Source organism: Acinetobacter sp. ACNIH1 (genome assembly GCF_002934695.1).
GTDB lineage: Bacteria > Pseudomonadota > Gammaproteobacteria > Pseudomonadales > Moraxellaceae > Acinetobacter > Acinetobacter variabilis.
The window spans coordinates 3,210,153-3,235,553 of the sequence record NZ_CP026420.1; the positions used below are offsets into that span (position 1 = coordinate 3,210,153).

Genomic DNA, 25,401 nt, shown 5'->3' on the forward strand with positions numbered 1-25,401 from the left:
CTATTCTTGAAATAAATACTTACATTACTGTTACAAATTATTTAGCCAATTCTGCATTGATCGTATCTCGCAAGCGAGCATCATCTGCCGGAATATTGGGTGCAAAACGCGCGACCACTTCACCTTGCTTGTTGACCAGGAATTTTTCAAAGTTCCATAGCACTTCTGGTAATTCATTTGGCGTATTGCCAAAACTTTTCAGGCGCTCTGCAAAATCTTCGCCGCCTGTACGTTGCGGCTGAGCTTGGGTCAGATAATGGTAAAGAGGATGCTGATCTTCACCCACGACAGAGATTTTGGAGAATAGCGGGAAATCCACATTATAGTTCAAACTGCAGAACTGCTGAATTTCCTCATCTGTGCCGGGTTCCTGACCTTTAAAGTTATTCGCAGGAAAAGCCAGAATTTCCAGTCCTTCGGTTTTTTTCTCATTATAAAGTTTTTGCAGTCCTTCATATTGTGGGGTTAAACCACATTTCGATGCGACATTCACAATCAGCAGGACTTTGTCCTGATAATCGGACAAAGTCGTATTTTTTCCAGTGACGGTTTTTACCGGAATCTCATAAATGGACTGACTCATATTGTTTTGCTCGAATTGTTATGGAAATAGACTCATGTTTTATCGGGTCTTGGCGGTTTCAGAAAACATAAATTTTAGATAAGTTTTTGAAAAAAATATGAAATTCAATGTTCATGCCTATGAGCCAGGTCGGCTAAACTGATCATCAGTTGCAACCGACCTATTTAAAAAGACTTATTTAGCAAGCTCAGCATTGATTGCATCCAGCAGGCGTGAATCATCTGCCGTGATATCCGGTGCAAAACGTGCAACGACTTCACCCTGTTTGTTCACTAGGAACTTTTCAAAGTTCCAGAGGACTTCAGGTGGTTCATTTGGAGTCAGGCCATAGTCGACCAGGTCTTTCCACCACGGACCTTCACCGATACGTTCTGGCACAGCTTGAGTCAAAGTAGCATACAAAGGATGTTTAGCTTCACCCACGACTGGAATTTTAGCAAACAGCGGGAAATCCACCTGATAGTTCAGGGAACAGAATTCCTGAATTTCCTTTTCACTTCCAGGTTCCTGTTCCAGAAAATCATTGGAAGGGAAGCCTAAAATTTCCAGTCCTTCGGCTTTTTTATCATCATAAAGTTTTTGCAGGCCTTCGTATTGTGGAGTGAGGCCACATTTTGATGCCACATTTACCAACAGCAAGACTTTGCCTTGATACTGGTTCAGCGTCGTGTCCGTTCCTTGAATCGTTTTTACCGGAATGTCATACACAGAAGTGCTCATCAGATTTCCTTTTTATTAAATGAATAAGGGCTATTTGTTTTAACGGGTATTTAAATATAGTACAAGTCGGAATCAGTGAAATGCTTACTTGCCGGCTACAAATAGCATTAATTTTAGTTGAAAAATCAATTATGCTTAGGCACTTGCCAAGAAGGTATAGATTAACAATAGATAGAGACAAGGATGAAGTTATGACGCAGCAGCAAAAAACAATGTGGTGGGCCATGCTGCTTCCATTGACTGCGGTCCTGATCTGGTCACTGAATATTGTCGTGACCCGCTATGTGACGGACTTTATTTCGCCGGTGAGCATCAGTTTTTATCGCTGGTTTTTTGCCTTTCTGATTCTGACCCCGTTTATTCTGCCGCGAGTGATTCGTGAACGTGCCCTGATCGTCCCGCATCTGAAACAGCTGGCAGTGCTGAGTGCCTTTGGTCTGGTGCTGTATCAGGGCCTGGCGTATACCGCCGCACATTACACCACCGCCACCAATATGGGCATTATTAATGCCTTTATTCCAATTTTCACCATTTTTGTGTCGATGCTGATTCTGCGCGATATCCCGAATCGCTATGCGATTATTGGCAGTCTGTTGTCCTTTGCCGGGCTGATCTATGTGATGGGGCAGGGTAATCCGTGGGGGTTGCTGCATGCTGGCGGCCAGTGGGGTGATCTGCTGATGATTATTGCCGTATTTTTTTATGCCTTTTACGGGGTCTTTCTGAAAAAATGGCAGCTGCAGATTCCGCTCATGCTGAGCCTGTATGTGCAGATTCTATTTGCATTGCTGTATCACCTGCCGTTTGTGGCCTGGTTGGGTCTAGATGTCATTAATCTGGCCAATGCTGGCAGCGTCATCTACGCCAGTATTTTCCCGTCACTGATTGCACCTTTGCTGTGGATGATGGCGATTCAGCGTCTGGGGCCGAACCGTACCAGTATCTTTATGAACCTGATGCCGGTGTTTACTGCTTTAATTGCCTTGGTCTGGTTAAAAGAGGCCTGGACCATTTATCACAGTATTGGTGGGGCGATTATTCTGTTCGGCATTGTACTGGCCCAGAAAAAAACCATGGCGCCGGTGCTGCTAAAAGCCAAATAATTGCCTAAAAAACGAACAAACAAACTTAGTTTTTTTGCTTGAATGATCTCGTAAATAAAGACAAATAGACTTTAGTCGAGGATGGGAGGTTTTAGGTTCTTTAAAAAGCACTTTAAAAAGAGCAAGATAATTTGAATTTTTTTAAAATAATGATTGATTAATCATAGGTTTAAGCTGCTTTCTAAGAGCTAAAATATATTTGTTTTTTTTAAACTGTTCGCCCATAATACGCTCCATCGCAGATCAGCAACTGTTGCTGAAATGTCCAGAGATTTCGATACCCTCTGGATGTGATTGATACACATCCTTTTTTATGCTCAACCATCCCTATATGGTTGAGCTTTTTTTTGTCTTAAAACTTTAGTCGACTTGAAAAGAAAAATGACTGAGCAAAGGCTCAGTCACGAATAATTTCACCTGTTACGGCATCAATAATCCGGCTTGGTTTCTGGCTCAGTCCCAGATCACCATTCAGATAATTCAGATCCTGACCAAAATAACGCATGGCATCTTGCAGGGAACGTGCAGGTTCTAAGCCGGCAGGATTGGCACTGGTTGAAACAATAAAACCGCCAAAAGCCTGACACAAGGCTACACAAAGAGGATGAGTGGTCACGCGCACTGCCACTTTAGGGTGTTTGCCTTTAATCCAGCCTGGAATATCGTCATTGGCAGGGAGTAGCCAGGTGGTCGCCCGGTCTGTAGGTCGATCATTACTCCAGGACTCAATTACTTTTTCACGCATTTCTTCACTTAGATCCTGAAGTAAATGTTCCACTTGTGAAATATGAGCTGCGAGTAAAATCACGCCTTTTTCAATCGGGCGCTGTTTTAAGGTTAAAATCTGGTGAAATGCCTGTTCATTATAGGGGTCGCAACCTAAACCCCAAACAGCCTCTGTAGGGTATGCCAAGACCTGTCCAGCTTTGAGACATTCAGCTGCTTCGGCAACAGAGGTGGTGATCATGTGTATACCTTATCAAAACAAGAAGTGTCTATTGTGAACCTTATTTATGCGGACGACAACGTAGATACATGCCGGCTTGCTGGGTGCAAAAGCCAAGTAGCTCCAGTTCCATCAATTGACCGGTGAGAGAAGAAACATCCTGTTGCAGATGATGACTGAGATGATCCAGATCCTGTCCGACCCAGTCCAGCTGGTTATAAAGTCTGAGCAAATGGGGCGGTATGTGTGTAGGAAGTTCATCCGCCATGTCATGTTGTACTTCATTTTGTAAGGCTTGCCATTGGGTTGCCAGAGCCAGTTCTTCAATCACCTGTTGCGGGTGATCAATCAGAATCGTGCCTTCACGAATCAGCTGATGGCAACCTTTATGATATTCACTATAAATATGTCCCGGAATGGCAAATACAGTCTTGCCTTGTTCGGCAGCCAGTTTGGCCGTAATCAGAGAGCCGCTTTTTAAGGTCGCTTCAGCCACAATGACCCCGAGACTTAAGCCACTGACAATCCTGTTACGCCGTGGAAAGTGATGCTGCAACGGTAGGGTTTCTGGTAGAAACTCGGTAATGACGGCACCACCATGCGCAATAATCTCCTGGCGCAATTGTGCATGTTGAGAAGGGTAGGTCTGATCCAGTCCGGTTCCCATCACTGCAATGGTTCCCTGATGTTTTAATCCTGCCCGATGAGCAGCTTCATCTATGCCTTGTGCTAATCCACTATTAATATAGAAACCCTGTTCACTCAAATAAAAGGAAAAATCATAAGCTACTTGCCAGCCATGAGGACTCGGCTTGCGACTTCCCACAACTGCAATTTGGGCTTGTAGCAGAGTATCCGGCTGACCTTGGCCAAAAATAATCGGTGGTTTGTCTACATAGTGGCTGAGTTGCTGCGGATAGTGCAGATCATGGTAGAGTAGAACAAAATCACTATCTCGCTGAACTTTTTCCAGGCAGCGCTGAAATTTCTGTTGTGATTCTGGAAGCGAGAAGTTTTTTAAGCGTTGGACATGATTGGCATGAATGCCAAGCGCCTGCCAGGTAGGCACCTGATCAGGCTGTATGGCTGTGGTCAGACTTGAATAATGCTGACTGATTTTATAGAAACTCGAAAGAGAATGCTGAACCAGATACCATAACGTCAGTATTTCCAGTTGCACGCGTGATAAAGAGTTCAGCATATCGAGACCTATATGTGTGTCTTCTTATTCTTTCAGTTGTAAAGTTAGATCAATCTATTATTCATCTAACAATGGCGCTTGAATATTGGCACCCACCTTGATAGGTAACTCACTTTCCAGCACATAAGCATAGCTCAGCTGGTCAAAAGTTTTAAAGACCATCACATTGCCAATGCGCTCACCTGGAAGCTGTACGCGCTCTTTGGTTTTCGGATCAGTCACGACTTCACCTTTCTGGTTTACGCTAAAGACATGACCAGTCTGAACCCCATGTGCCGTACCACGGTCAATCGTCACGACACTATGACGTGCTGCTGTACCAATTGAACCCAGTACACGCACAATCTGACCACCAGCAACCGTATTTTCTGCATTCACTGGATAGAACAGGGTAGGCAACATCGGATCGTATTCAGGTAATACACGGTCACCACGACGCACTTCGGCATTGTAGCTATCTGTCAATTCCAGCGTGGTGACATCACCTTCGCCACGTACTGCGATTCCGGAAGCAACCTGTTGCAGCTCTAGAGCAGCCGTGTATTTCTTGCCATTGGCATCGGTAAAGACATAAGGGTCTGCCTCACGATACACCGCATAACGCTGGCCAACCACCAGACCATTGCCGCGTGCATAGACCTTCTGGCCTTTACCGGCCAGTACGCGCTGGTCTGCAGTGCCGAGAATATAAGGCGTACCCTGAACTGAATCAGCTGCCACTATGGTATAGCGTTCCAACCATTGCTGGATATGCGCTAATGGAATCACTGGAATCGTATTATTTAAAGATTCAACGCGAACCTGTGGTTGTAATGAAGTACTACCGATATAACGACTGATGATACCTTCACAGCCATCACCTTCGTCTTTACCGATAATTGGACGACCTTGATAGTCACACATCAACAGGCGGTCACCTGGAAAAATCCAATGTGGATTTTTCACGTGCTTGTTACTGGCCCAGATTTCTGGCCAACGCACCGGATTTTTTAAGAAACGTTTTGAAATATCCCACAATGTATCGCCTTTTTTGACCACGTAGACATTAGGCGCACTGGCTTTTAAAGCAGGTGGATTGACGTTGCGGGCAGGAGCTGCCTCGGCTGAATACATTGTGCCCATACTCACTCCGACACAAACTGCCAGTGCGAGCATTTGATTTTTTAACCCCAAGGCACTAAAAAATGGCATGCCCTTCAAAACCTTTTTCATTATCATAATTCCTAAAATTATGTGCGTAATTGCGTTATAATAACGATCTTACACACATTTTTTTGATGAAGCATTCCCTTCATTTGGGTTTTTGATCAATGGCATAATTGAGGACGCAGTATGGCCTTATTACCTATTTTAAGTTTCCCGGATCCCCGTCTTCGTACCATTGCACAACCAGTCGAAGAAGTTACTGATGAAATTCGTCAGCTCGCTGCAGATATGTTTGAAACCATGTATGAAGCGCCAGGCATCGGACTCGCCGCGACCCAAGTCGATCGTCATATTCAGCTGATTGTGATGGACCTGTCTGAAAACAAAGATCAACCCATGGTGTTCATTAACCCCAAAATCACACCATTGACTGAAGAAACACAGCCTTATGAAGAGGGCTGTCTATCAGTTCCTCAAATATACGATAAAGTTGAGCGTCCGTCACGCGTAAAAATTGAGGCAATTGGTCTGGATGGTCAACCCTTTGAACAAGAGGCTGATGGACTTCTCGCTGTGTGCATCCAACATGAAATGGATCACTTAAATGGTAAACTTTTTGTGGATTATCTGTCGCCATTAAAACGTCAGCGTGCTCGTGAAAAAGTAGAAAAACTGGTTCGCCAGCGCAATAAGGAAAAAGTTGCAGTTAAACGCTAAAATTATTTTTCCAAGCAATTTTTATGATTCAAAAAGCCCAATTTTGATTGGGTTTTGTTATACTCAGCCTGGATAAATTTAAGGGTTTGCCTATGGTTCTGCGGGGAGGTCTGCTACTTTCCTTTCTAGCGGTATTTCTACAGATTGCTGTATTCTTACAGCCTTTGCTGCCGAAGCAATATCAGGTTGCTCCGGTCTGTGAAACCATCACGCGTGCCCTTTTAGTTTCCTCGCATGTTCATTCTGAACATCCTGCTCATCATCTTGATCAGCATCCTATTTCCTCGGACTCCATAGCGCATGAACACGATGCCAGTCATCAGTGTCAGTACTGTACTGTCTATGGCAACCTGGTTTTGCCGCCTGAGCTTGAAGTGAAAGAAGTCCTGGATCGAATTCAGGTCAGACTATTGGCTTTTGAACAAGCCTTTAAGCATGTCTGGTTTATCCTTCAGCGACTCTTTTTAATCCCGCAGGGACGGGCACCGCCACTGTTTGCATAAATCCACGTTGTTTTGCCTGGGTCTTTACTGACTTAGGCCGTGTTCAATTTATGTATTCAGTGAGATAGAAAATGGCTCAGCCTAAATTTTCTTTACAGCCCCTTGCGGCTGCGATTTGTGTTGCTTGTTATTCTTCGATGGTGCTGGCAAATGAAGCCATGCCAGTACAAACCATGGCACCGATTGTGGTGACTTCAACTGCCGGTAATGATGCCAATGGTCTGATTGTTCGTGCTGATCCAAAACAGCCGATTCAGCCAGTGCCAGCAACCGATGGTGCAGATTATCTGCAAAGTATTGTAGGTTTTAGTTCGGTCAATAGCGGAGCAGGTACCAATAGCGATGTGACCTTTCGTGGCATGTTCGGTTCACGTATTAAAATCTTGACCGATGGCACAGAAAATCTAGGTGCCTGCCCAAGCCGGATGGATTCGCCCACTTCATATATTTCTCCAGAAAGTTATGATCGTATTTCAGTGATTAAAGGCCCGCAAACGGTTCAATATGCCAATACAGGTTCTGCTGCAACAGTTATTTTTGAACGTAATCCTGAAAGCTTTACAGAAGATAAAAATTACCGTGGACAAGCTAGTGTACTTATGGGCTCTTATGGTCGTTTAGATCATAATGTTGAAGCAGCATTGGGGGATGATAAAAAATACATTCGTTTAAATGCGAGCCGATCTGTATCGGATAGTTATAAGGATGGTGATAACAATAGAGTTCCATCAGATTGGGAAAGATGGAATACCGATATTGCATTAGGTTGGACACCTGATGAAAACACATGGATTGAGTTAACAGGCGGAAAAGCTGATGGCGAAGCTGTTTATGCAGGGCGTGGCATGGATGGTTCACAGTTTGCACGAGAAAGCTTAGGTTTGCGTGTTGAGAAGAAAAATATTACAGATGTAATTAAGAAAATTGAAGCGCAAGTGAACTATAATTTTAATGACCATATTATGGATAATTATAGTTTGAGAAAAGTACCTCAGACACACGATGACAACCATCAAATGGTGGATAATCCAATGTCTATGCAGGTAACACGCCGTACACTCAATACTCGTTTAGCTATGACAAGTGAATGGGATAAGACTCAACTTATTACGGGGTTTGATTCTCAACACAATAAACATGCTGGTGGTATGAAGTCGAATAGCATGGATATGCCATTAAAAGCTGATATGGAGTTTCAGTCTTATGGTGCTTTTGGTGAATTAACTTATCAATTGGAAGGAAACAATCGTGTTGTATCAGGTGCGCGTATTGATCGTGTTGAAATTGATGCTTTAAAAACTCAACACAGCCGTACAGAACTTTTGCCAAGTGCATTTATCCGTTTTGAAAATACTCACCCTAACCATGATGATGGTAAAACTTATATCGGTTTAGGTTACGTAGAACGTGTGCCAGATTATTGGGAATTGTTTAAAACCGATTACAAAGGTGTAACGGCAAATACTTTCAAAAAATTAGAAACAGAGAAAACATTACAGCTTGATTTAGGCTATCAGCATGAACACGGTGCATTTAATTCTTGGGTGTCGGCTTATACAGGCTTAATTAACGATTATATTTTGATGGTATATCCACAAACACAATCAAGTGGGCATGGGCATTCAATGCATATGAGTGCTAAGCAAAATACTGTCGATTCAAGAAATGTTGATGCCATTATTGCTGGTGCGGAAGCAGGTATTGGTTATAACTTTACAGATGCTATTCAAGCAGATGTTAGTGCAATGTACGCTTGGGGTGAGAATACAACTGACAATACGCCGCTACCCCAAATCTCTCCATTAGAAGCACGAGTTAACTTGCGCTATATTCAAGACAAATACAATGTTGGGTTATTGTGGCGTGTAGTGGATGGTCAAAACCGTATTAGTAAGAATGAAGGTAATATTGTTGGATACGATCTACAGCCAAGCGCAGGTTTTAGCACATTATCGCTAAATGGAACCTATAATTTAGCAGAAGACATCGATTTATCAGTGGGTATTGATAATGTGTTAGATAAAACCTATACGGAGCATTTGAATAAGATGGGAAATGCAGGTGTCGGTCTGGCGGCCAATGAACAATTCAATAATATGGGACGAAATTATTGGGCAAGAATCAGTATGAAGTTCTAATCTGATTAGATTCAGTACAAAAAGCAGGACAAAAGTTCTGCTTTTTGCTTTTTTAATTTAATAAAGTTAATAATAATCAAATATTTAATTATTTTGACAATTTCTAAATAAAATAATGAATATTTTTATTAAAATATTTTTTATATATAAAACAGTTATTTATAAATATTGTGGTTTATAAAATAAACACACGTTTCAAATGTTTTAAAAAAGGTGTTGCAAGCCCTCTGAAATGCTGTAGAATGCACATCCATCGGCGGTGATGAAGATTAAAACTTCTGATAAAACAGTAACTTAGCATGAAATAGTTAAGTTGGGTTTTATTTGATAAGTTTAAAAATAATTTTCATTACTGGTTGACTTTCTAGAGATAGAGAGTAATATAGCCGACCTAGCTTGCTACTGACGAAGTAGCAAGAAGATCATTAAGAGATTATGAAGAACAACTTGTGTGGATTTTTACTGGTTGATTGATCGAAATTATTTTCATTGATTGATTGGTTTGAATTACTCGAAGTTTATTTGAGCGAAATTTAAGTCAGGAAATTGATGAGCCAAGTTTAAGAGTTTTACTTATAAAACTCGAAATGATTTTAACTGAAGAGTTTGATCATGGCTCAGATTGAACGCTGGCGGCAGGCTTAACACATGCAAGTCGAGCGGGGATAGGGTGCTTGCACCTGATTCCTAGCGGCGGACGGGTGAGTAATGCTTAGGAATCTGCCTATTAGTGGGGGACAACGTTCCGAAAGGGACGCTAATACCGCATACGTCCTACGGGAGAAAGCAGGGGATCTTCGGACCTTGCGCTAATAGATGAGCCTAAGTCGGATTAGCTAGTTGGTGGGGTAAAGGCCTACCAAGGCGACGATCTGTAGCGGGTCTGAGAGGATGATCCGCCACACTGGGACTGAGACACGGCCCAGACTCCTACGGGAGGCAGCAGTGGGGAATATTGGACAATGGGGGGAACCCTGATCCAGCCATGCCGCGTGTGTGAAGAAGGCCTTTTGGTTGTAAAGCACTTTAAGCGAGGAGGAGGCTTACCTGGTTAATACCTGGGATAAGTGGACGTTACTCGCAGAATAAGCACCGGCTAACTCTGTGCCAGCAGCCGCGGTAATACAGAGGGTGCAAGCGTTAATCGGATTTACTGGGCGTAAAGCGCGCGTAGGTGGCTAATTAAGTCAAATGTGAAATCCCCGAGCTTAACTTGGGAATTGCATTCGATACTGGTTAGCTAGAGTATGGGAGAGGATGGTAGAATTCCAGGTGTAGCGGTGAAATGCGTAGAGATCTGGAGGAATACCGATGGCGAAGGCAGCCATCTGGCCTAATACTGACACTGAGGTGCGAAAGCATGGGGAGCAAACAGGATTAGATACCCTGGTAGTCCATGCCGTAAACGATGTCTACTAGCCGTTGGGGCCCTTGAGGCTTTAGTGGCGCAGCTAACGCGATAAGTAGACCGCCTGGGGAGTACGGTCGCAAGACTAAAACTCAAATGAATTGACGGGGGCCCGCACAAGCGGTGGAGCATGTGGTTTAATTCGATGCAACGCGAAGAACCTTACCTGGCCTTGACATACAGAGAACTTTCCAGAGATGGATTGGTGCCTTCGGGAACTCTGATACAGGTGCTGCATGGCTGTCGTCAGCTCGTGTCGTGAGATGTTGGGTTAAGTCCCGCAACGAGCGCAACCCTTTTCCTTATTTGCCAGCACTTCGGGTGGGAACTTTAAGGATACTGCCAGTGACAAACTGGAGGAAGGCGGGGACGACGTCAAGTCATCATGGCCCTTACGGCCAGGGCTACACACGTGCTACAATGGTCGGTACAAAGGGTTGCTACTGCGCGAGCAGATGCTAATCTCAAAAAGCCGATCGTAGTCCGGATCGCAGTCTGCAACTCGACTGCGTGAAGTCGGAATCGCTAGTAATCGCGGATCAGAATGCCGCGGTGAATACGTTCCCGGGCCTTGTACACACCGCCCGTCACACCATGGGAGTTTGTTGCACCAGAAGTAGGTAGTCTAACCTTAGGGAGGACGCTTACCACGGTGTGGCCGATGACTGGGGTGAAGTCGTAACAAGGTAGCCGTAGGGGAACCTGCGGCTGGATCACCTCCTTAACGAAAGATTGACGATTGGTAAGAATCCACAACAAGTTGTTCTTCATGACGATGTATCTGAGGGTCTGTAGCTCAGTTGGTTAGAGCACACGCTTGATAAGCGTGGGGTCACAAGTTCAAGTCTTGTCAGACCCACCACTACTGACGAAGCAAGCAATTGCAGAGCGAACAGAAACGGAACGGTACATTGACTTATTGATAAGCTGGGGACTTAGCTTAGTTGGTAGAGCGCCTGCTTTGCACGCAGGAGGTCAGGAGTTCGACTCTCCTAGTCTCCACCACTCATTGCGATGCAATGAGTTAAACATTAAGCAAACGAACTGATAGCTTATAGAGCTTAGTGATTAAGTTGCGTATAATACGCGGCATTGTTATTAAGCTCTGTGATTTATCACAGTAATGCAGTCCGACGAGGATGCATTAAATCATTAACAGAATATATTTGAGTTGAAATAATTTGTTCATACTCATACAAAAGCGGAAACAAGAGATCGCAAGATTGATTGTTGAAGTGATTGAATGAGAACTAGCGAAATTAACTGAATCAAGCGTTTTGGTATATGAATCTAATTGAAGCTGTACAGTAGTTAAATCTACGAAACGCCAACTGTATGAGAGTGATGAGAGATCATCACAATCTGTTGCTTATCTTACTTGTGGGATAAACGACTGTTTGGGGTTGTATAGTCAAGTAATTAAGTGCATGTGGTGGATGCCTTGGCAGTCAGAGGCGAAGAAAGACGTGATAGCCTGCGAAAAGCTCCGGGGAGGCGGCAAATATCCTGTGATCCGGAGATGTCTGAATGGGGAAACCCACCGGCTATAAGGTCGGTATCATAAACTGAATACATAGGTTTATGAGGCGAACGCGGAGAAGTGAAACATCTCAGTATCCGTAGGAAAAGAAATCAATTGAGATTCCCTCAGTAGCGGCGAGCGAAAGGGGAACAGCCCATTAAGTCATATCAGTTTTAGTGGAATGCTCTGGGAAGTGCAACCATAGTGGGTGATAGTCCTGTACACGAAAGGGCTGATATGATGATGTCGAGTAGGGCGAGGCACGTGAAACCTTGTCTGAATATAGGGGGACCATCCTCTAAGGCTAAATACTCCTGACTGACCGATAGTGAACCAGTACCGTGAGGGAAAGGCGAAAAGAACCCCTGTGAGGGGAGTGAAATAGATCCTGAAACCGCATGCATACAAGCAGTGGGAGCCACTTTGTGTGGTGACTGCGTACCTTTTGTATAATGGGTCAGCGACTTATATTCAGTAGCGAGGTTAACCGAATAGGGGAGCCGTAGAGAAATCGAGTCTTAATAGGGCGTATAGTTGCTGGGTATAGACCCGAAACCGGGTGATCTATCCATGAGCAGGTTGAAGGTTGGGTAACACTAACTGGAGGACCGAACCCACTGTCGTTGAAAAGCCAGGGGATGACTTGTGGATAGGGGTGAAAGGCTAATCAAACTCGGTGATAGCTGGTTCTCCCCGAAAGCTATTTAGGTAGCGCCTCGGACGAATACCATTGGGGGTAGAGCACTGTTTCGGCTAGGGGGTCATCCCGACTTACCAAACCGATGCAAACTCCGAATACCAATGAGTACTATCCGGGAGACAGACTGCGGGTGCTAACGTCCGTAGTCAAGAGGAAAACAATCCAGACCGCCAGCTAAGGTCCCTAAATCATAGTTAAGTGGGAAACGATGTGGGAAGGCATAGACAGCTAGGAGGTTGGCTTAGAAGCAGCCACCCTTTAAAGAAAGCGTAATAGCTCACTAGTCGAGTCGGCCTGCGCGGAAGATGTAACGGGGCTAAAACTATGTACCGAAGCTGCGGATTTGCAATTTATTGCAAGTGGTAGGGGAGCGTTCTGTAAGCCGATGAAGGTGGATTGAGAAGTCTGCTGGAGGTATCAGAAGTGCGAATGCTGACGTGAGTAACGACAAAACGGGTGAAAAACCCGTTCGCTGAAAGACCAAGGGTTCCAGTCCAACGTTAATCGGGGCTGGGTGAGTCGACCCCTAAGGCGAGGCCGAGAGGCGTAGTCGATGGGAAATTGGTTAATATTCCAATACTTCAGTGTAATGCGATGAGAGGACGGAGAAGGTTAAGTCAGCCTGGCGTTGGTTGTCCAGGTGGAAGACAGTAGGCATGCATCTTAGGCAAATCCGGGGTGCTCTATGCTGAGAGTTGATAGCAAGCCAGTTTACTGGTGAAGTGGCTGATACCATACTTCCAGGAAAAGTCTCTAAGCTTCAGTTACACTGGAATCGTACCCGAAACCGACACAGGTGGTCAGGTCGAGTAGACCAAAGCGCTTGAGAGAACTCTGCTGAAGGAACTAGGCAAAATGGTACCGTAACTTCGGGAGAAGGTACGCTGCCGGCGGTGATAGGACTTGCTCCTTGAGCTGTTGGCAGCCTCAGAAACCAGGCCGCTGCAACTGTTTATTAAAAACATAGCACTCTGCAAACACGAAAGTGGACGTATAGGGTGTGATGCCTGCCCGGTGCTGGAAGGTTAATTGATGGGGTTAGCGTAAGCGAAGCTCTTGATCGAAGCCCCAGTAAACGGCGGCCGTAACTATAACGGTCCTAAGGTAGCGAAATTCCTTGTCGGGTAAGTTCCGACCTGCACGAATGGCATAATGATGGCGGCGCTGTCTCCAGCAGAGGCTCAGTGAAATCGAATTCGCCGTGAAGATGCGGTGTACCCGCGGCTAGACGGAAAGACCCCGTGAACCTTTACTGCAGCTTGACATTGAACTTTGATCTTACTTGTGTAGGATAGGTGGGAGGCTTTGAAGTGGTGACGCTAGTTGCCATGGAGCCGTCCTTGAAATACCACCCTGGTAATATTGAGGTTCTAACTCTGCTCCCTGATCGGGAGCGAGGACCATGTCTGGTGGGTAGTTTGACTGGGGCGGTCTCCTCCTAAAGAGTAACGGAGGAGTACGAAGGTGCGCTCAGCGTGGTCGGAAATCACGCGTAGAGTATAAAGGCAAAAGCGCGCTTAACTGCGAGACCCACAAGTCGAGCAGGTACGAAAGTAGGTCTTAGTGATCCGGTGGTTCTGTATGGAAGGGCCATCGCTCAACGGATAAAAGGTACTCTGGGGATAACAGGCTGATACCGCCCAAGAGTTCATATCGACGGCGGTGTTTGGCACCTCGATGTCGGCTCATCTCATCCTGGGGCTGAAGCAGGTCCCAAGGGTATGGCTGTTCGCCATTTAAAGAGGTACGCGAGCTGGGTTTAGAACGTCGTGAGACAGTTCGGTCCCTATCTACCGTGGGCGCTGGAAATTTGAGAGGATCTGCTCCTAGTACGAGAGGACCAGAGTGGACGAACCTCTGGTGTACCGGTTGTGACGCCAGTCGCATCGCCGGGTAGCTATGTTCGGAAGGGATAACCGCTGAAAGCATCTAAGCGGGAAGCCTACCTCAAGATAAGATTTCCCCGAGACTTTATGTCTCCTAAAGAGCCGTTGAAGACTACGACGTTGATAGGTTGGATGTGGAAGCATAGCGATATGTGAAGCTGACCAATACTAATTGCTCGTGAGGCTTGACTATACAACACCCAAGCAGTTGTATATAAAGCATCAATTGATTTTATATTGATCTAACGATCAGACGAAGCCTTGATTTAGTTAAGCTAATCGAACAAACTACTGCGACTCGGATACATCTGTTAATGAACTCTATTTGAAGAAAGCTAGGCAAACGAAGCGCAAGCAACGTAGATAAGACCATAGCGAGTAAGCATACCAGTTGTGCTGGCGACCATAGCAAGAGTGAACCACCTGATCCCTTCCCGAACTCAGAAGTGAAACCTCTTAGCGCTGATGGTAGTGTGGGGTCTCCCATGTGAGAGTAAGTCATCGCCAGCTCATTATTCCAAAAGCCCTCTGCTCACGCAGGGGGCTTTTTTTTATGGGAAGGATTTAGTCAAATAAATGTTATTTATGTGCTATTTCGACTAAAATATCACATAAAAATAAACTTGGGAGGCTTATACTGAACCGGTCTAAGGAGCGGATATGTCCTCAAATTCATCTTCAAGCCATATCGAATATGGTTCATCTGCTTTTAAAGCTATTTTATTCTCCTTATTTCTGGCGGGTTTTGCGATTTTCTCATCGCTGTATTGTGTCCAGCCAATGATGCCGATTCTGGCGGATTATTTTCATATCTCTCCAACACAAAGTAGTTTTCCACTTTCCTTCTCTACCATTGCCTTAGCTATTGGCCTGATTTTTACAGGACTTATTTCAGACCGTTTTGGCCGTAAACCAATTATGGTTTGGTCTTTATTCTCTGTATCAGTCTTATTATTACTCAGTGCTTTATTACCTATCTGGTCTATATTTTTAACAACACGAGTGTTAATAGGTCTCACGGTCAGTGGCGTGGCAGCCGTGGCGATGACTTATATCGGAGAGGAAGTGGCGGAGCAGGATGTGGGCTTTGCCATGGGACTGTATATTTCCGGGACTGCGATTGGTGGTATGAGTGGTCGATTGATTGCTGGAACATTGGTCGATTTTATTTCCTGGCAATCCGCGACTTTGATTATTGGATTGCTGAATCTATGTATCGCGACAACTTTTTATTTTCTATTACCGAAGTCCAGGCATTTTAAAGCTTATCCAATACAATTCAGTCGTTTTATCAGAGCATTTCAGCAGAATCTGAGTGATCCTAAATTAAGAATTCTGTTTTTACAGGGCTTTATCCTGATGGGGGGCTTTGTGTCGGTATTTAACTATTTAAGTTATCGTTTGATTCAACCACCATTTGAACTGTCTCATGTCTGGATAGGGTTGATTTCGATTACTTATCTGGCCGGAATTTATAGCTCTCCACGAGCCGCAGCTTGGAGCAGAAAGTTTGGACGTTATAAGGTGCTTGCCGCCATGCTTTGTACCATGCTGTTCGGCTTAGCCTTAATGTTGATTGATAACTTGGCTTTGGTTTTTATTGGTTTGCTGATTTTTACCTTTTCCTTTTTTGCGGCTCATTCAACTGCCAGTAGCTGGGTATCGGTGCAATCCTTACAGTATCGTGCGGTAGGTTCGTCCCTTTATTTGTTCTGTTACTACCTCGGTTCAAGCTTACTTGGAAGTTCGAGTGGACTAGTCTGGGAAAATGCCGGATGGTTAGGACTAAGTGTATTTATCGCTATTATTTTAGGATTAGGCTTGTTGATGGCACAGCGTTTAAAACCTATAAATGATTCTTCAAAATCAGGATAAGTATATATTCCTAATAAAGGTCTTAAAGCTGTTTTCGTATAAATTATAATCAAGCAACCTAAGCTGAATTCATGCTAAAATACTCGGCTTTCATCTTTGATCACTTTCCTGATCTTCCATCTGCCAGCCGAGAATTGCTAGCCATGTCTACTGCTTATACCGCTCAGACTGCGCCTAAAGCGTTGTTTGATTACGACAAATATTGGGCGTCATGTTTTGAACCCGCGCCTTTTTTGCCGATGTCACGCGAGGAAATGGACCAACTCGGTTGGGACAGCTGTGACTTTATTTTTGTCTGCGGTGATGCCTATATTGACCATCCGTCATTTGTGACCGGGATTATTGGACGTGTGCTCGAAGCACAAGGTTTCCGCGTCGGGATTATTGCCCAGCCAGACTGGACCAATGTAGAAGCCTTCCGTGTACTCGGTAAGCCGAATATTGCCTGGGGTGTTTCTGCCGGTAATATGGACTCGATGATTAACCGTTATACGGCAGATCGTAAGATTCGTTCAGATGATGCCTATTCTCCAGATAACCAGCCGAATAAACGTCCAGACCGCGCAGCAACCGTCTATTGCCAACGTTGTCGTGAAGCTTTTCCGGATGTGCCGGTATTGCTTGGTGGGATTGAAGGTTCATTGCGTCGTATCGCGCATTATGATTACTGGTCAGATAAAGTTCGTCGTTCGATTCTGATGGATTCTAAAGCAGATCTGTTGATGTACGGTAATGGCGAACGCTCGATCATTGAAATCATGCATCGCCTGGCTAAAGGTGAAAAGATTCATCAGATTACCGATGTCCGTGGTACTGCATTCATTATTAATAAACATAACCGAGCTGCGAAAGCCCAGTTTGTCGAAATTGCATCCAATGATGTCGATACTATTGGCCGTGTTGATCCGATCATCAATCCATATGTAATGAGCGAAGATATTGACGGCTGTGAAATCGAAAAAGATAAAGGCAACAGCTTAAGCCAATACCAGAATTTCCAGAAAGAAATCGTAGCGAATCCAATCGTGCGTGAAGGGGATAACCTGGACCCAGATACGCAAATCGTGCAGCTACAACCGGCATCTAAAGCGATTAAACATAAATTACCACCACGTGAATTAGCAGTGATTCGTTTGCCTTCTTTTGAAGAAGTCGCGAATGATCCTGTGCTGTATGCGCATGCCAACCGTATTCTGCATCTGGAAACTAACCCAGGGAACGCGCGTGCACTGGTACAAAAACATGGTGAACGTGATGTCTGGATCAACCCGCCACCGATTCCACTGACAACTGAAGAGATGGACTATGTGTTTGACCTGCCTTATGCACGTCTGCCACATCCATCTTACGGTAATGCACGTTTCCCGGCCTTTGACATGATCAAGTTCTCGGTGAACATCATGCGTGGCTGTTTCGGTGGCTGTACTTTCTGTTCGATCACCGAGCATGAAGGCCGTATCATTCAGAACCGTTCTGAAGAATCAATCCTGCGTGAAGTTGAAAAAATTCGTGATACGGCTCCAGGTTTCACCGGCATTATTTCAGATTTGGGTGGCCCAACAGCCAACATGTACCGTTTAGCCTGTAAAGATCCTGAGATTGAGAAGAACTGTCGTAAGCCGTCTTGTGTATTCCCGGGCGTGTGTCAAAACCTGCATACTGACCATGCACCGTTAACTCAGTTGTATCGTAAAGCACGTGCTTTACCGGGTATTAAAAAGATTTTGATCGGCTCAGGTCTACGTTATGACCTAGCTGTACTGAACCCGGAATATGTTAGAGAGCTGGTCACCCATCACGTCGGCGGTTATCTAAAGATTGCGCCAGAGCATACAGAGAAAGGTCCATTATCGAAGATGATGAAACCGGGCATCGGAACGTATGATCGCTTCAAACAGATGTTTGACCGTTTCAGTAAGGAAGCCGGTAAGGAACAGTATCTGATTCCTTACTTCATCGCGGCGCATCCAGGAACTACGGATTACGACATGATGAATTTGGCGATCTGGTTGAAAAAGAATGGTTTCCGTGCCGATCAGGTACAAACCTTCTATCCGTCACCGATGGCGACTGCAACGACCATGTACTACACCGGTAAAAATCCGCTGGCGAAAGTCGCGCGTTATACTGAAGATGTGGACATCGTGAAAGGTGAGAAACGTCGTCGTCTGCATAAAGCCTTCTTGCGTTATCACGATCCAAACAACTGGCCTTTATTGCGTGAAGCTTTAAAGGAAATGGGGCGTCAGGATCTGATTGGTAACTCGAAGCAGCATCTGATTCCGACTTATCAACCTGCAGGTACAGATGGGCAATACCAGTCTGCACGTAAGAAGAACTCGACGGTTGCGGGCGATTCACAGAAACGTACCGGTAACCCAGGTAATAGAGGCCAAGCTCAGAATAATCGTCCGAAAAAAGGCCAGATTCTGACCCAGCATACCGGTCTGCCACCGCGTGAAACCGGTGATGCGAAAAAGCCATTCGGTGGCCCTAAACCGAAAGGAAAATCAAAGCCAAAATCACGTGCTTGATTAAGCTGATAAAAAAGACACTTCGGTGTCTTTTTTTATGGTCAGACTTTATTGATGCAGCTTTCGGGTTCTCAATTAAAATGTAAAATATTTTATTTTTAGTCGATTTAAATTTTTAAAAAATGATATAAAAATAACACTTTGTCGGAATTGTCTTACAGTTCAACCGATTTATATTGCGATCTATCAGGAGACTATTTTACAGTCGCGTATAAGGATTTAACCCTAATTTCTATTGAAATAGCAAAAAGCGGTTTTTAAGTAACCGGCAATCAAGTTTTGCTACGAATTGTATTGGTCTCTACACAGAATGGTAGCAGGGCAATTTTAAAAATAGTATGGGTTTATACTGGATAACAATAAAACAAGAATGATTATAAGAATGCAAGGATTGAGTCATGACCACCTATATGATTATAGGGAGTTTCTTGGTGTTCTGTGTCGTGCTCATGGCATGGAAGCAGCTAAGAAATAGCCCTAAACCGCAAGACAGTGCCTTAAAACAGCGCGCTATTTTTAATCCAAATGAACAACTGACGTTTACACGCCTGAAAGAAGTGTTGCCAGATTATATTGTACTGGCCCATGTTTCTTATGACGCACTACTTACTACTAAATTTGGCCGTACCCGGCACAAGTATCGTGATCTGATTGCAGATTTTGTGATTCTGGATCAGCAATACCAGATTGTTGCCATTGTAGCCGTCGATGATCCGGTGATTTTAAAACGTCCACAGCAGGCACAATTTCAGGATGCCTTGTTGACTATGGCCGGTTATCGGGTCATTCGCTATGAAGATGTACCGGAATATTATCAGTTACGAGGAGATTTCCTGCGTGAGCAGGAGCATTCCAGTAAAGACCAGAGATTTACTGCTGTGAATGATCTCAAAAAATATCATCTCTATTCAGATCTGGAACGACGTAAAGTCAAAGCATTAAGCTGATAGAACCTAAATGAAAAAAGTATGCCAAGTGCATACTTTTTTCTATTTTAGATGAGTAGCAATTAGGCCTGAATAGAAGTCTATTCAGTTTTGACGGCTACGACAGTCAGTTCCACTAACACGCGTGGATCATACAGTTTAGCTTCGACACAGGTGCGGGGCAGGGCTTGAATATCCGATACCCAGGCATCCCAGACTTCATTAAACGTTACATAATCTTTTTCAATATCTTTGAGATAAATCGTCACAGACATGATCTGGCTTTTATCGGTACCGGCATCCGCCAGGAACTGATCGATAATATCCAGTGTCTGCTGGGTTTGACCTTTGATATCCAGATCCAGATCTGTCGCCAGCTGGCCGGCAAGATGAACCAGATTGCCGGCAATGGCGATCTCAGAAAAGCGTTGTGAAACATGCAAACGTTGAACAGACATCAGCTTAATCCTTGGTTTTTGGCATCAAGGCTGCGACTAATGCAGTCAATAGGCAGCCTATCGCAAGATAGATGGCTACATAATGCCATGAACCATCACCCCAAATCACTAAGGAGGCTGCAATCATTGGGGTAAAACCACCGCCAATAATACTGGCGACCTGATAACCGACTCCGGCACCGCTATAGCGGTATTCCGTACCAAATAGCGAGGTAAAAATTGGTTGATGCACGCTGACCACCATGTCATGCGCGACATTGGCTAGTAGAATGGCGCCAACAATAATCATCCAGGTATTTTGTGCATCCAGTGCCATAAAGAACGGAAAGGCAGACAGTGCACCGATCAGGCCACCCCAGACACACATGGTTTTATGCTGGATTTTATCGGAGAGCCAGGCAAAGAAAGGAATACTGAAACAGCTGATCGCACCAACCATCAAGGTGATATTCAGGAAGAACTGTTTGTCCATGCTCAGGTTGTTGGTGGAATAGTTCAGGGCAAAGTTGGTGACCAGATACATGGTCAGCAGTTCGGTCAAACGTAAGGCAATAATATAAAAGAAAGCTTTCGGATGTTTGCTGATTGCCTGCAAGATCGGCAGTTTTTCTGGATGATGATCTGCCTTAATCACTTTCTCTACGAATTCTTGGGATTCATCCTGATCACGGCGAATCCACATCGCAATTCCGATCAGCACGATACTGGCAATAAATGGAATACGCCACGCCCATTCAGCAAAAGCCTCTTCACCCAGTGTAGCAATAATAAGGGATACTGCGCCCGTTGCCAGTACCAGACCTACGCCATAGCCGACCTGAACGCCACTGCTATAAAAGGCTTTTTTCCCTTTAGGGGCATTTTCCACCGCCATCAGGGCAGCACCACCCCATTCACCGCCGACTGCAAAGCCTTGAATGGCACGCAGTGTCACCAGTAAAACTGGTGCCCACCAGCCAATAGCTTCGAAATTAGGTAAAAAACCAATCCCGACGGTAGAAATCCCCATCAGGACCACAGTCAGAACCAGCATTTTCTTGCGGCCGAGCTTGTCGCCGAAATGACCAAATACCACACCGCCTAGAGGGCGAAACAGAAAGCCAACACCAAAGGTCGCTAGTGCCGCCAAGGTGCCCATATTGGCCCCAATACTTGGGAAAAACTGGTCTTTAAAAATTAAGGCTGCAACAATGCCGTAAAGGAGAAAATCATACCAATCGACAACAGCACCAACAAAACTGGATAACGCCGCTTTACGCGCGCGCCGTTCTTGAATAACAGAAGAATTTACAGAGGACATGCAGGGAGGGATTCCATGAGATACATCAGAGTTGCCCTGTAATATTCGGATTTGATCGTCACGCCAATCACAGGACAGTATGCTGAAAGTAAAGGTGATTTCCAGCATCTCAGCACATACATGGATAATGCATTGCGCAGATAGAGTACTCCAAAAATTCAAAATGTAAAAACAAAGTTGCCGCATTTTTAAACTAACGTCTAATACTTGTACAAAATAGGCCTAAAGCAGCAGCAATTGTGTTTCTGTTTCACGTGCAGCGAGCTGATAAACGCCAAGCCCAATCAGCCGAAATTGCAGTTGAGGAGTAATATGCATCTCTTGAAGCAGTAAGTGTAAAGCCTGCTCCAGTTCTTGCGGGCTACGCAGCAACTGGCTGAAGCTTTTACTATGCTGCATGGTCTGAAAATTTTTCATTCTCAGTTTCACAGTAACCCCGCGGGCAGAGAGCTGCTTTTTTTCCAGACTCTGCCAGAGCTGGACAATTAATGGCTGCCAGTAAGGTTGGCATTGCGGTAGATATAAATCATCATCGAAAGTCGTTTCCTTGGAAATCTGCTGGCGTTCCCGTTCAGCTTCGACTGGCCGATCATCAATGCCTTGAGCATAAAGAAAAAGACGCCGTCCATATTTGCCAAAATGTTGAATCAGGATTGCTTCTTCAATCTGCTGTAAATCTCCCAAGGTTTCCAGATTCAAACTTTTTAGTTTTTCTTGAGTGACTTTGCCTACACCGGGAATTTTCTTGAGTGGAAGATCTTGAATAAAACTCTGTACTTGTGAAGGTTTGATAACACAGATTCCATTCGGCTTATGCCAGTCGGAGGCAATCTTTGCGAGAAATTTATTCGGCGCCACGCCGGCAGAAGCGGTTAGTCCGGTAATTTGAAAAATATCTTCACGAATGCGCAGTGCCACTTCAGTGGCACTTGGAATCTGCTGTAAATTTTCGGTGACATCCAGATAAGCTTCATCTAGTGAAAGCGGTTCGATGACCTTAGTATAAATTTGAAAAATTTGGTGAATCTGCGCAGAGACCTGACGGTATTTGGCAAAATCCGGTTCAATCACGATGACCTGAGGACAGAGCTTACGTGCTTGAGTCATCGGCATGGCAGAACGCAGTCCGAACTCGCGGGCCGGATAGGAGGCAGCCGCCACTACTGCCCGGGGATGATGTGAGGCAATCACCACAGGCAAAGTTTTTAGCTCCGGACGTTCACGCAGCTCGACCGAGGCGTAGAAAGCATCCATATCGATATGAATAATTTTGCGCATATCCAGTATCTTAAGCGGCTTTAGTTGGATTGGGAAGAGACCAGATTGATAAGTAAACAAGCTAAAGCATTATTCAATATGAAGCATATCCTGCCTAAAGGATTCAATATCCATTTCATGGTTGAATCAGGGAGAAATAGGGTTTATTTCTTGGCCGGAGGCTTGGGCTAATCTTGGGTGGGAATACTGTTCTGCTGTAAAAATTTGATCCAGTCCTGCTCCGAGCCATAAAACACATTCAGATCCACAGTACGGGCAATGCCGGGAATTTCACCCTGACTACTATGCTGCCAGAAGGTCCATTTAGGCTGACCCTTTAAATCTGGCAAACCCTGGTATTCACGTACCCAGAGCGGTACGTCAGCAAACTCTCCCGCCAGCACAATGTTATAAAAAGATTTGGACACATAGAAGATCGGCTGCTTGCCATAATGGTGTTTTAAGGCATCATGCATGATTCGGATTTCTTTGAGCAGCTGCTCTTTGGAATAGTGATTGATGCATTTGCTGTCATATTCCAGATCCATGACAGGGGGCAGGGCATCCATTTTACGCGGAACCGACTCTATAAAATTCTGAGCCTGAATATTGCCATCGCGGCAAAGCCGGTAAAAATGATAAGCACCGACCAGAAAGCCCTGTTCGCGGGCCTGCAGCCAGTATTCCTGAAACTTGGTATCTTTAAAATCACCGCCTTCTGTAGATTTTAAATAGACAAATTTATATTTCTGTTTTGGTATTTTCTTCCAGTCTATTTCTTTCTGATGATGGGAAACATCGAAACCATGAATCGGATAATCTGCTGCATGCGCTGATGGCTGTTTGAAAACCAGCAGATAAAGTACAGTCGTCACCACAAGCGTAATCAGCAGCCCGACTGCAATCACTGAGTATTTTTTCCAGTTGCTAGAGGTGGGAGCTGCTTTCATTGTGAGTGGTGGCCTGATTTACGGATATTCATATCGAGTATATATTCTGCCCTAGACTGGCGTGTTTTTGGGGATATGCCAGAAAATATAGGCAGCAATAATGTTAATACAGCCCAGACAGAGCAGTGAAACGTGGAAGGCATTATCCAGCTGCTCAGGGCCGAAGTAGGCACTAAACATATTCACTAGCGTACCTGCCAGTGCCACCCCGATACTCATCGACAGCATCATGATCATCGACAGGAAACTGTTGCCGCTGCTGGCATCCTGCTGGCTTAAATCTTTTAAAGTCAGCGTATTCATTGAGACAAATTGCAGCGAATTCAGAATTCCGAACACAAAGAAATGAATGGCTCTTAGCCAGATTGGGGTTTCCGCCGTAGTTAAGGCGAAACTGGCGATACACAGACCGACCAGCAAAGTATTGATCAACAAGACTCTGTGATAACCAAAACGCTGAATGATTTTACGAATAATCGGTTTAGATGCTAAAGAACCGAGTACGGTTGGAATCATCAGTAAACCGGTAATAAAAGGTTCAAAACCAAAAGCGACCTGCAACATTAAAGGCAGCAAAAACGGAATCGAGTTACCGCCGAGCCGGGCAAAGAAATTACCCAAAATGCCAATCGAATAGATCTTATTTTTAAATAATTTACTACGAAAAAGCGCGTTCAGATGAGTATGTGAATGATAGGCATAGATGAGTGAGGCAATCAGACCACTTCCGACCAGACTTAAGCTCCACCACAGGGGGTATTGTGGATTGGCAAAGTTTTCAATCCCCAGACACAAACCAATCATCGCAATGACCAGCAGAATAAAACCGCCAAAATCAAAACGCTGTACCGTCGGTTCAGTGATATTCGGCATAGCTTTAAAGGTAATCAATGCACCCAGCAGACCAATCGGCAGATTGATCAGGAAAATCCAGTGCCAGGACAGGTACTCCACCATCCAGCCACCTAAGGTCGGGCCGATCAGAGGGCCCATCAATCCAGCCAGACTCATCAGGCTCATGGCAGACAGAAACTGGGTACGAGGAATAATTTTCAGCATGGCCAGTCGTCCGACTGGGAGCAGCAAAGCACCGCCAATACCCTGAAATACCCGATAAACCAGCAGTTCATTCAGATTCTCAGACCAGGCACAGCCGAGTGAGGCCAGAGCAAAAATAATGATCGCTGCAAAATAGATATTCCGAACTCCAAAGCGATCTGCCAGCCAGCCACTCAAGGGAATACAGGCCGCCACAGAGAGCACATAGACCACCACTACACTATGCATCCGTAGCGGATCTTCCTGCAGATTCCTGGCAATCGCAGGTAAGGCCGTATTGATAATCGTGGTATCGAGGCCCTGCATGAAAAAGCCAATCGATACCAGCAAGACCAGCAGTCTGAATTCAGGTTGTAGGGATTGATGCGTAGGCGTGACATTCATGGATTTAAAAAATCATATATTTTGAATAGTTTAAAGAAATCTATGCAGCAGTGTGACTGAAATAAAAACGATTGTGAATAGGAGT

General features: G+C 44.8%; 17 protein-coding genes, 2 tRNA genes and 3 rRNA genes. 12 read left to right on the top strand and 10 right to left on the bottom strand.

The window, feature by feature from the left end:
• Positions 1-37: 37 nt before the first annotated feature.
• Both C3F22_RS15615 and C3F22_RS15620 read right to left on the bottom strand, forming a co-directional pair.
• Complete coding sequence (locus C3F22_RS15615; protein WP_004780720.1) at positions 38-583, bottom strand: glutathione peroxidase; 546 nt, start codon at positions 581-583, stop codon at positions 38-40.
• Positions 584-757: 174 nt separating this feature from the next.
• A complete protein-coding gene (locus C3F22_RS15620) occupies positions 758-1,303 on the bottom strand; it encodes a glutathione peroxidase (RefSeq protein WP_104426931.1) in 546 nt (181 codons plus the stop codon).
• A gap of 191 nt (positions 1,304-1,494) precedes the next feature.
• Here C3F22_RS15620 and C3F22_RS15625 point away from each other — a divergent pair, with 191 nt between their 5' ends.
• Positions 1,495-2,406 (top strand): DMT family transporter, encoded by a 912-nt coding sequence (locus C3F22_RS15625; protein WP_104426932.1) that lies wholly within the window; start codon positions 1,495-1,497, stop codon positions 2,404-2,406.
• Between the two features lie 397 nt (positions 2,407-2,803).
• Here C3F22_RS15625 and C3F22_RS15635 read toward each other — a convergent pair whose 3' ends face one another.
• Genes C3F22_RS15635 through C3F22_RS15645 form a run of 3 tightly spaced genes read right to left on the bottom strand, consistent with a single transcriptional unit; the run spans position 2,804 to position 5,765 of the window.
• Positions 2,804-3,373 carry an L-threonylcarbamoyladenylate synthase gene (locus C3F22_RS15635; protein ID WP_034171542.1) on the bottom strand — a complete coding sequence of 190 codons (570 nt, stop codon included), beginning with the start codon at positions 3,371-3,373 and terminating at the stop codon, positions 2,804-2,806.
• Positions 3,374-3,413: 40 nt separating this feature from the next.
• Complete coding sequence (gene dprA / locus C3F22_RS15640) at positions 3,414-4,553, bottom strand: DNA-processing protein DprA (protein ID WP_104426933.1); 1,140 nt, start codon at positions 4,551-4,553, stop codon at positions 3,414-3,416.
• A 57-nt stretch (positions 4,554-4,610) separates the two neighbouring features.
• The gene (locus tag C3F22_RS15645; protein WP_104426934.1) at positions 4,611-5,765 is read right to left on the bottom strand and encodes a LysM peptidoglycan-binding domain-containing protein; all 1,155 of its coding nucleotides are present in this window, start codon (positions 5,763-5,765) and stop codon (positions 4,611-4,613) included.
• Positions 5,766-5,885: 120 nt separating this feature from the next.
• Between C3F22_RS15645 and def the strand changes: the two genes are divergently transcribed.
• From def to C3F22_RS15705, 11 genes are all read left to right on the top strand, one after another.
• The gene (gene def, locus C3F22_RS15650) at positions 5,886-6,416 is read left to right on the top strand and encodes a peptide deformylase (protein WP_004780730.1); all 531 of its coding nucleotides are present in this window, start codon (positions 5,886-5,888) and stop codon (positions 6,414-6,416) included.
• A 92-nt stretch (positions 6,417-6,508) separates the two neighbouring features.
• On the top strand, positions 6,509-6,919 hold the full coding sequence (locus tag C3F22_RS15655; protein ID WP_104426935.1) for a DUF2946 family protein: 411 nt from the start codon (positions 6,509-6,511) through the stop codon (positions 6,917-6,919).
• A gap of 71 nt (positions 6,920-6,990) precedes the next feature.
• A complete protein-coding gene (locus C3F22_RS15660; RefSeq protein WP_104426936.1) occupies positions 6,991-9,057 on the top strand; it encodes a TonB-dependent copper receptor in 2,067 nt (688 codons plus the stop codon).
• Between the two features lie 594 nt (positions 9,058-9,651).
• A 16S ribosomal RNA gene (locus tag C3F22_RS15670) occupies positions 9,652-11,189 on the top strand.
• 61 nt (positions 11,190-11,250) lie between these two features.
• Positions 11,251-11,327, top strand: a tRNA-Ile gene (locus C3F22_RS15675).
• A gap of 67 nt (positions 11,328-11,394) precedes the next feature.
• Positions 11,395-11,470: transfer RNA gene (locus C3F22_RS15680), tRNA-Ala, on the top strand.
• Between the two features lie 404 nt (positions 11,471-11,874).
• A 23S ribosomal RNA gene (locus tag C3F22_RS15685) occupies positions 11,875-14,766 on the top strand.
• A 202-nt stretch (positions 14,767-14,968) separates the two neighbouring features.
• Positions 14,969-15,083, top strand: a 5S ribosomal RNA gene (gene rrf / locus C3F22_RS15690).
• Together the 16S, 23S and 5S rRNA genes with 2 tRNA genes alongside form the textbook arrangement of a ribosomal RNA operon.
• 150 nt (positions 15,084-15,233) lie before the next feature.
• Entirely contained in the window at positions 15,234-16,448 is a 1,215-nt protein-coding gene (locus C3F22_RS15695) for an MFS transporter (protein ID WP_005233431.1), read from the top strand.
• A 143-nt stretch (positions 16,449-16,591) separates the two neighbouring features.
• On the top strand, positions 16,592-18,982 hold the full coding sequence (locus C3F22_RS15700; protein WP_104427036.1) for a YgiQ family radical SAM protein: 2,391 nt from the start codon (positions 16,592-16,594) through the stop codon (positions 18,980-18,982).
• A 398-nt stretch (positions 18,983-19,380) separates the two neighbouring features.
• Positions 19,381-19,929 carry a DUF2726 domain-containing protein gene (locus C3F22_RS15705; protein WP_104426937.1) on the top strand — a complete coding sequence of 183 codons (549 nt, stop codon included), beginning with the start codon at positions 19,381-19,383 and terminating at the stop codon, positions 19,927-19,929.
• 80 nt (positions 19,930-20,009) lie between these two features.
• Here the strand turns inward: C3F22_RS15705 and C3F22_RS15710 are convergent, their stop codons facing one another.
• The 5 genes from C3F22_RS15710 to mdtD all read right to left on the bottom strand — a co-directional run bounded on the left by C3F22_RS15710 (position 20,010) and on the right by mdtD (position 25,316).
• Positions 20,010-20,366, bottom strand: coding sequence for a RidA family protein (locus tag C3F22_RS15710; protein WP_104426938.1), 357 nt, complete (start codon positions 20,364-20,366; stop codon positions 20,010-20,012).
• Positions 20,367-20,370: 4 nt separating this feature from the next.
• The gene (gene shiA, locus C3F22_RS15715) at positions 20,371-21,666 is read right to left on the bottom strand and encodes a shikimate transporter (RefSeq protein WP_104426939.1); all 1,296 of its coding nucleotides are present in this window, start codon (positions 21,664-21,666) and stop codon (positions 20,371-20,373) included.
• A gap of 222 nt (positions 21,667-21,888) precedes the next feature.
• Positions 21,889-22,944, bottom strand: a complete 1,056-nt coding sequence (gene dinB, locus C3F22_RS15720) for a DNA polymerase IV (protein ID WP_104426940.1) — start codon at positions 22,942-22,944, stop codon at positions 21,889-21,891.
• 167 nt (positions 22,945-23,111) lie between these two features.
• On the bottom strand, positions 23,112-23,873 hold the full coding sequence (locus C3F22_RS15725) for a GH25 family lysozyme (RefSeq protein WP_104426941.1): 762 nt from the start codon (positions 23,871-23,873) through the stop codon (positions 23,112-23,114).
• A gap of 51 nt (positions 23,874-23,924) precedes the next feature.
• Positions 23,925-25,316, bottom strand: coding sequence for a multidrug transporter subunit MdtD (gene mdtD / locus C3F22_RS15730; RefSeq protein WP_104426942.1), 1,392 nt, complete (start codon positions 25,314-25,316; stop codon positions 23,925-23,927).
• Positions 25,317-25,401 lie beyond the last annotated feature (85 nt).

Excerpts from the sequence above, each read along its gene's own strand:
- C3F22_RS15615 (WP_004780720.1), bottom strand. The coding sequence starts at position 583 with ATGAGTCAGTCCATTTATGAGATTCCGGTAAAAACCGTCACTGGAAAA.
- C3F22_RS15620 (WP_104426931.1), bottom strand. The coding sequence starts at position 1,303 with ATGAGCACTTCTGTGTATGACATTCCGGTAAAAACGATTCAAGGAACG.
- C3F22_RS15625 (WP_104426932.1), top strand. The coding sequence starts at position 1,495 with ATGACGCAGCAGCAAAAAACAATGTGGTGGGCCATGCTGCTTCCATTG.
- C3F22_RS15635 (WP_034171542.1), bottom strand. The coding sequence starts at position 3,373 with ATGATCACCACCTCTGTTGCCGAAGCAGCTGAATGTCTCAAAGCTGGA.
- dprA (WP_104426933.1), bottom strand. The coding sequence starts at position 4,553 with ATGCTGAACTCTTTATCACGCGTGCAACTGGAAATACTGACGTTATGG.
- C3F22_RS15645 (WP_104426934.1), bottom strand. The coding sequence starts at position 5,765 with ATGAAAAAGGTTTTGAAGGGCATGCCATTTTTTAGTGCCTTGGGGTTA.
- def (WP_004780730.1), top strand. The coding sequence starts at position 5,886 with ATGGCCTTATTACCTATTTTAAGTTTCCCGGATCCCCGTCTTCGTACC.
- C3F22_RS15655 (WP_104426935.1), top strand. The coding sequence starts at position 6,509 with ATGGTTCTGCGGGGAGGTCTGCTACTTTCCTTTCTAGCGGTATTTCTA.
- C3F22_RS15660 (WP_104426936.1), top strand. The coding sequence starts at position 6,991 with ATGGCTCAGCCTAAATTTTCTTTACAGCCCCTTGCGGCTGCGATTTGT.
- C3F22_RS15695 (WP_005233431.1), top strand. The coding sequence starts at position 15,234 with ATGTCCTCAAATTCATCTTCAAGCCATATCGAATATGGTTCATCTGCT.
- C3F22_RS15700 (WP_104427036.1), top strand. The coding sequence starts at position 16,592 with ATGTCTACTGCTTATACCGCTCAGACTGCGCCTAAAGCGTTGTTTGAT.
- C3F22_RS15705 (WP_104426937.1), top strand. The coding sequence starts at position 19,381 with ATGACCACCTATATGATTATAGGGAGTTTCTTGGTGTTCTGTGTCGTG.
- C3F22_RS15710 (WP_104426938.1), bottom strand. The coding sequence starts at position 20,366 with ATGTCTGTTCAACGTTTGCATGTTTCACAACGCTTTTCTGAGATCGCC.
- shiA (WP_104426939.1), bottom strand. The coding sequence starts at position 21,666 with ATGTCCTCTGTAAATTCTTCTGTTATTCAAGAACGGCGCGCGCGTAAA.
- dinB (WP_104426940.1), bottom strand. The coding sequence starts at position 22,944 with ATGCGCAAAATTATTCATATCGATATGGATGCTTTCTACGCCTCGGTC.
- C3F22_RS15725 (WP_104426941.1), bottom strand. The coding sequence starts at position 23,873 with ATGAAAGCAGCTCCCACCTCTAGCAACTGGAAAAAATACTCAGTGATT.
- mdtD (WP_104426942.1), bottom strand. The coding sequence starts at position 25,316 with ATGAATGTCACGCCTACGCATCAATCCCTACAACCTGAATTCAGACTG.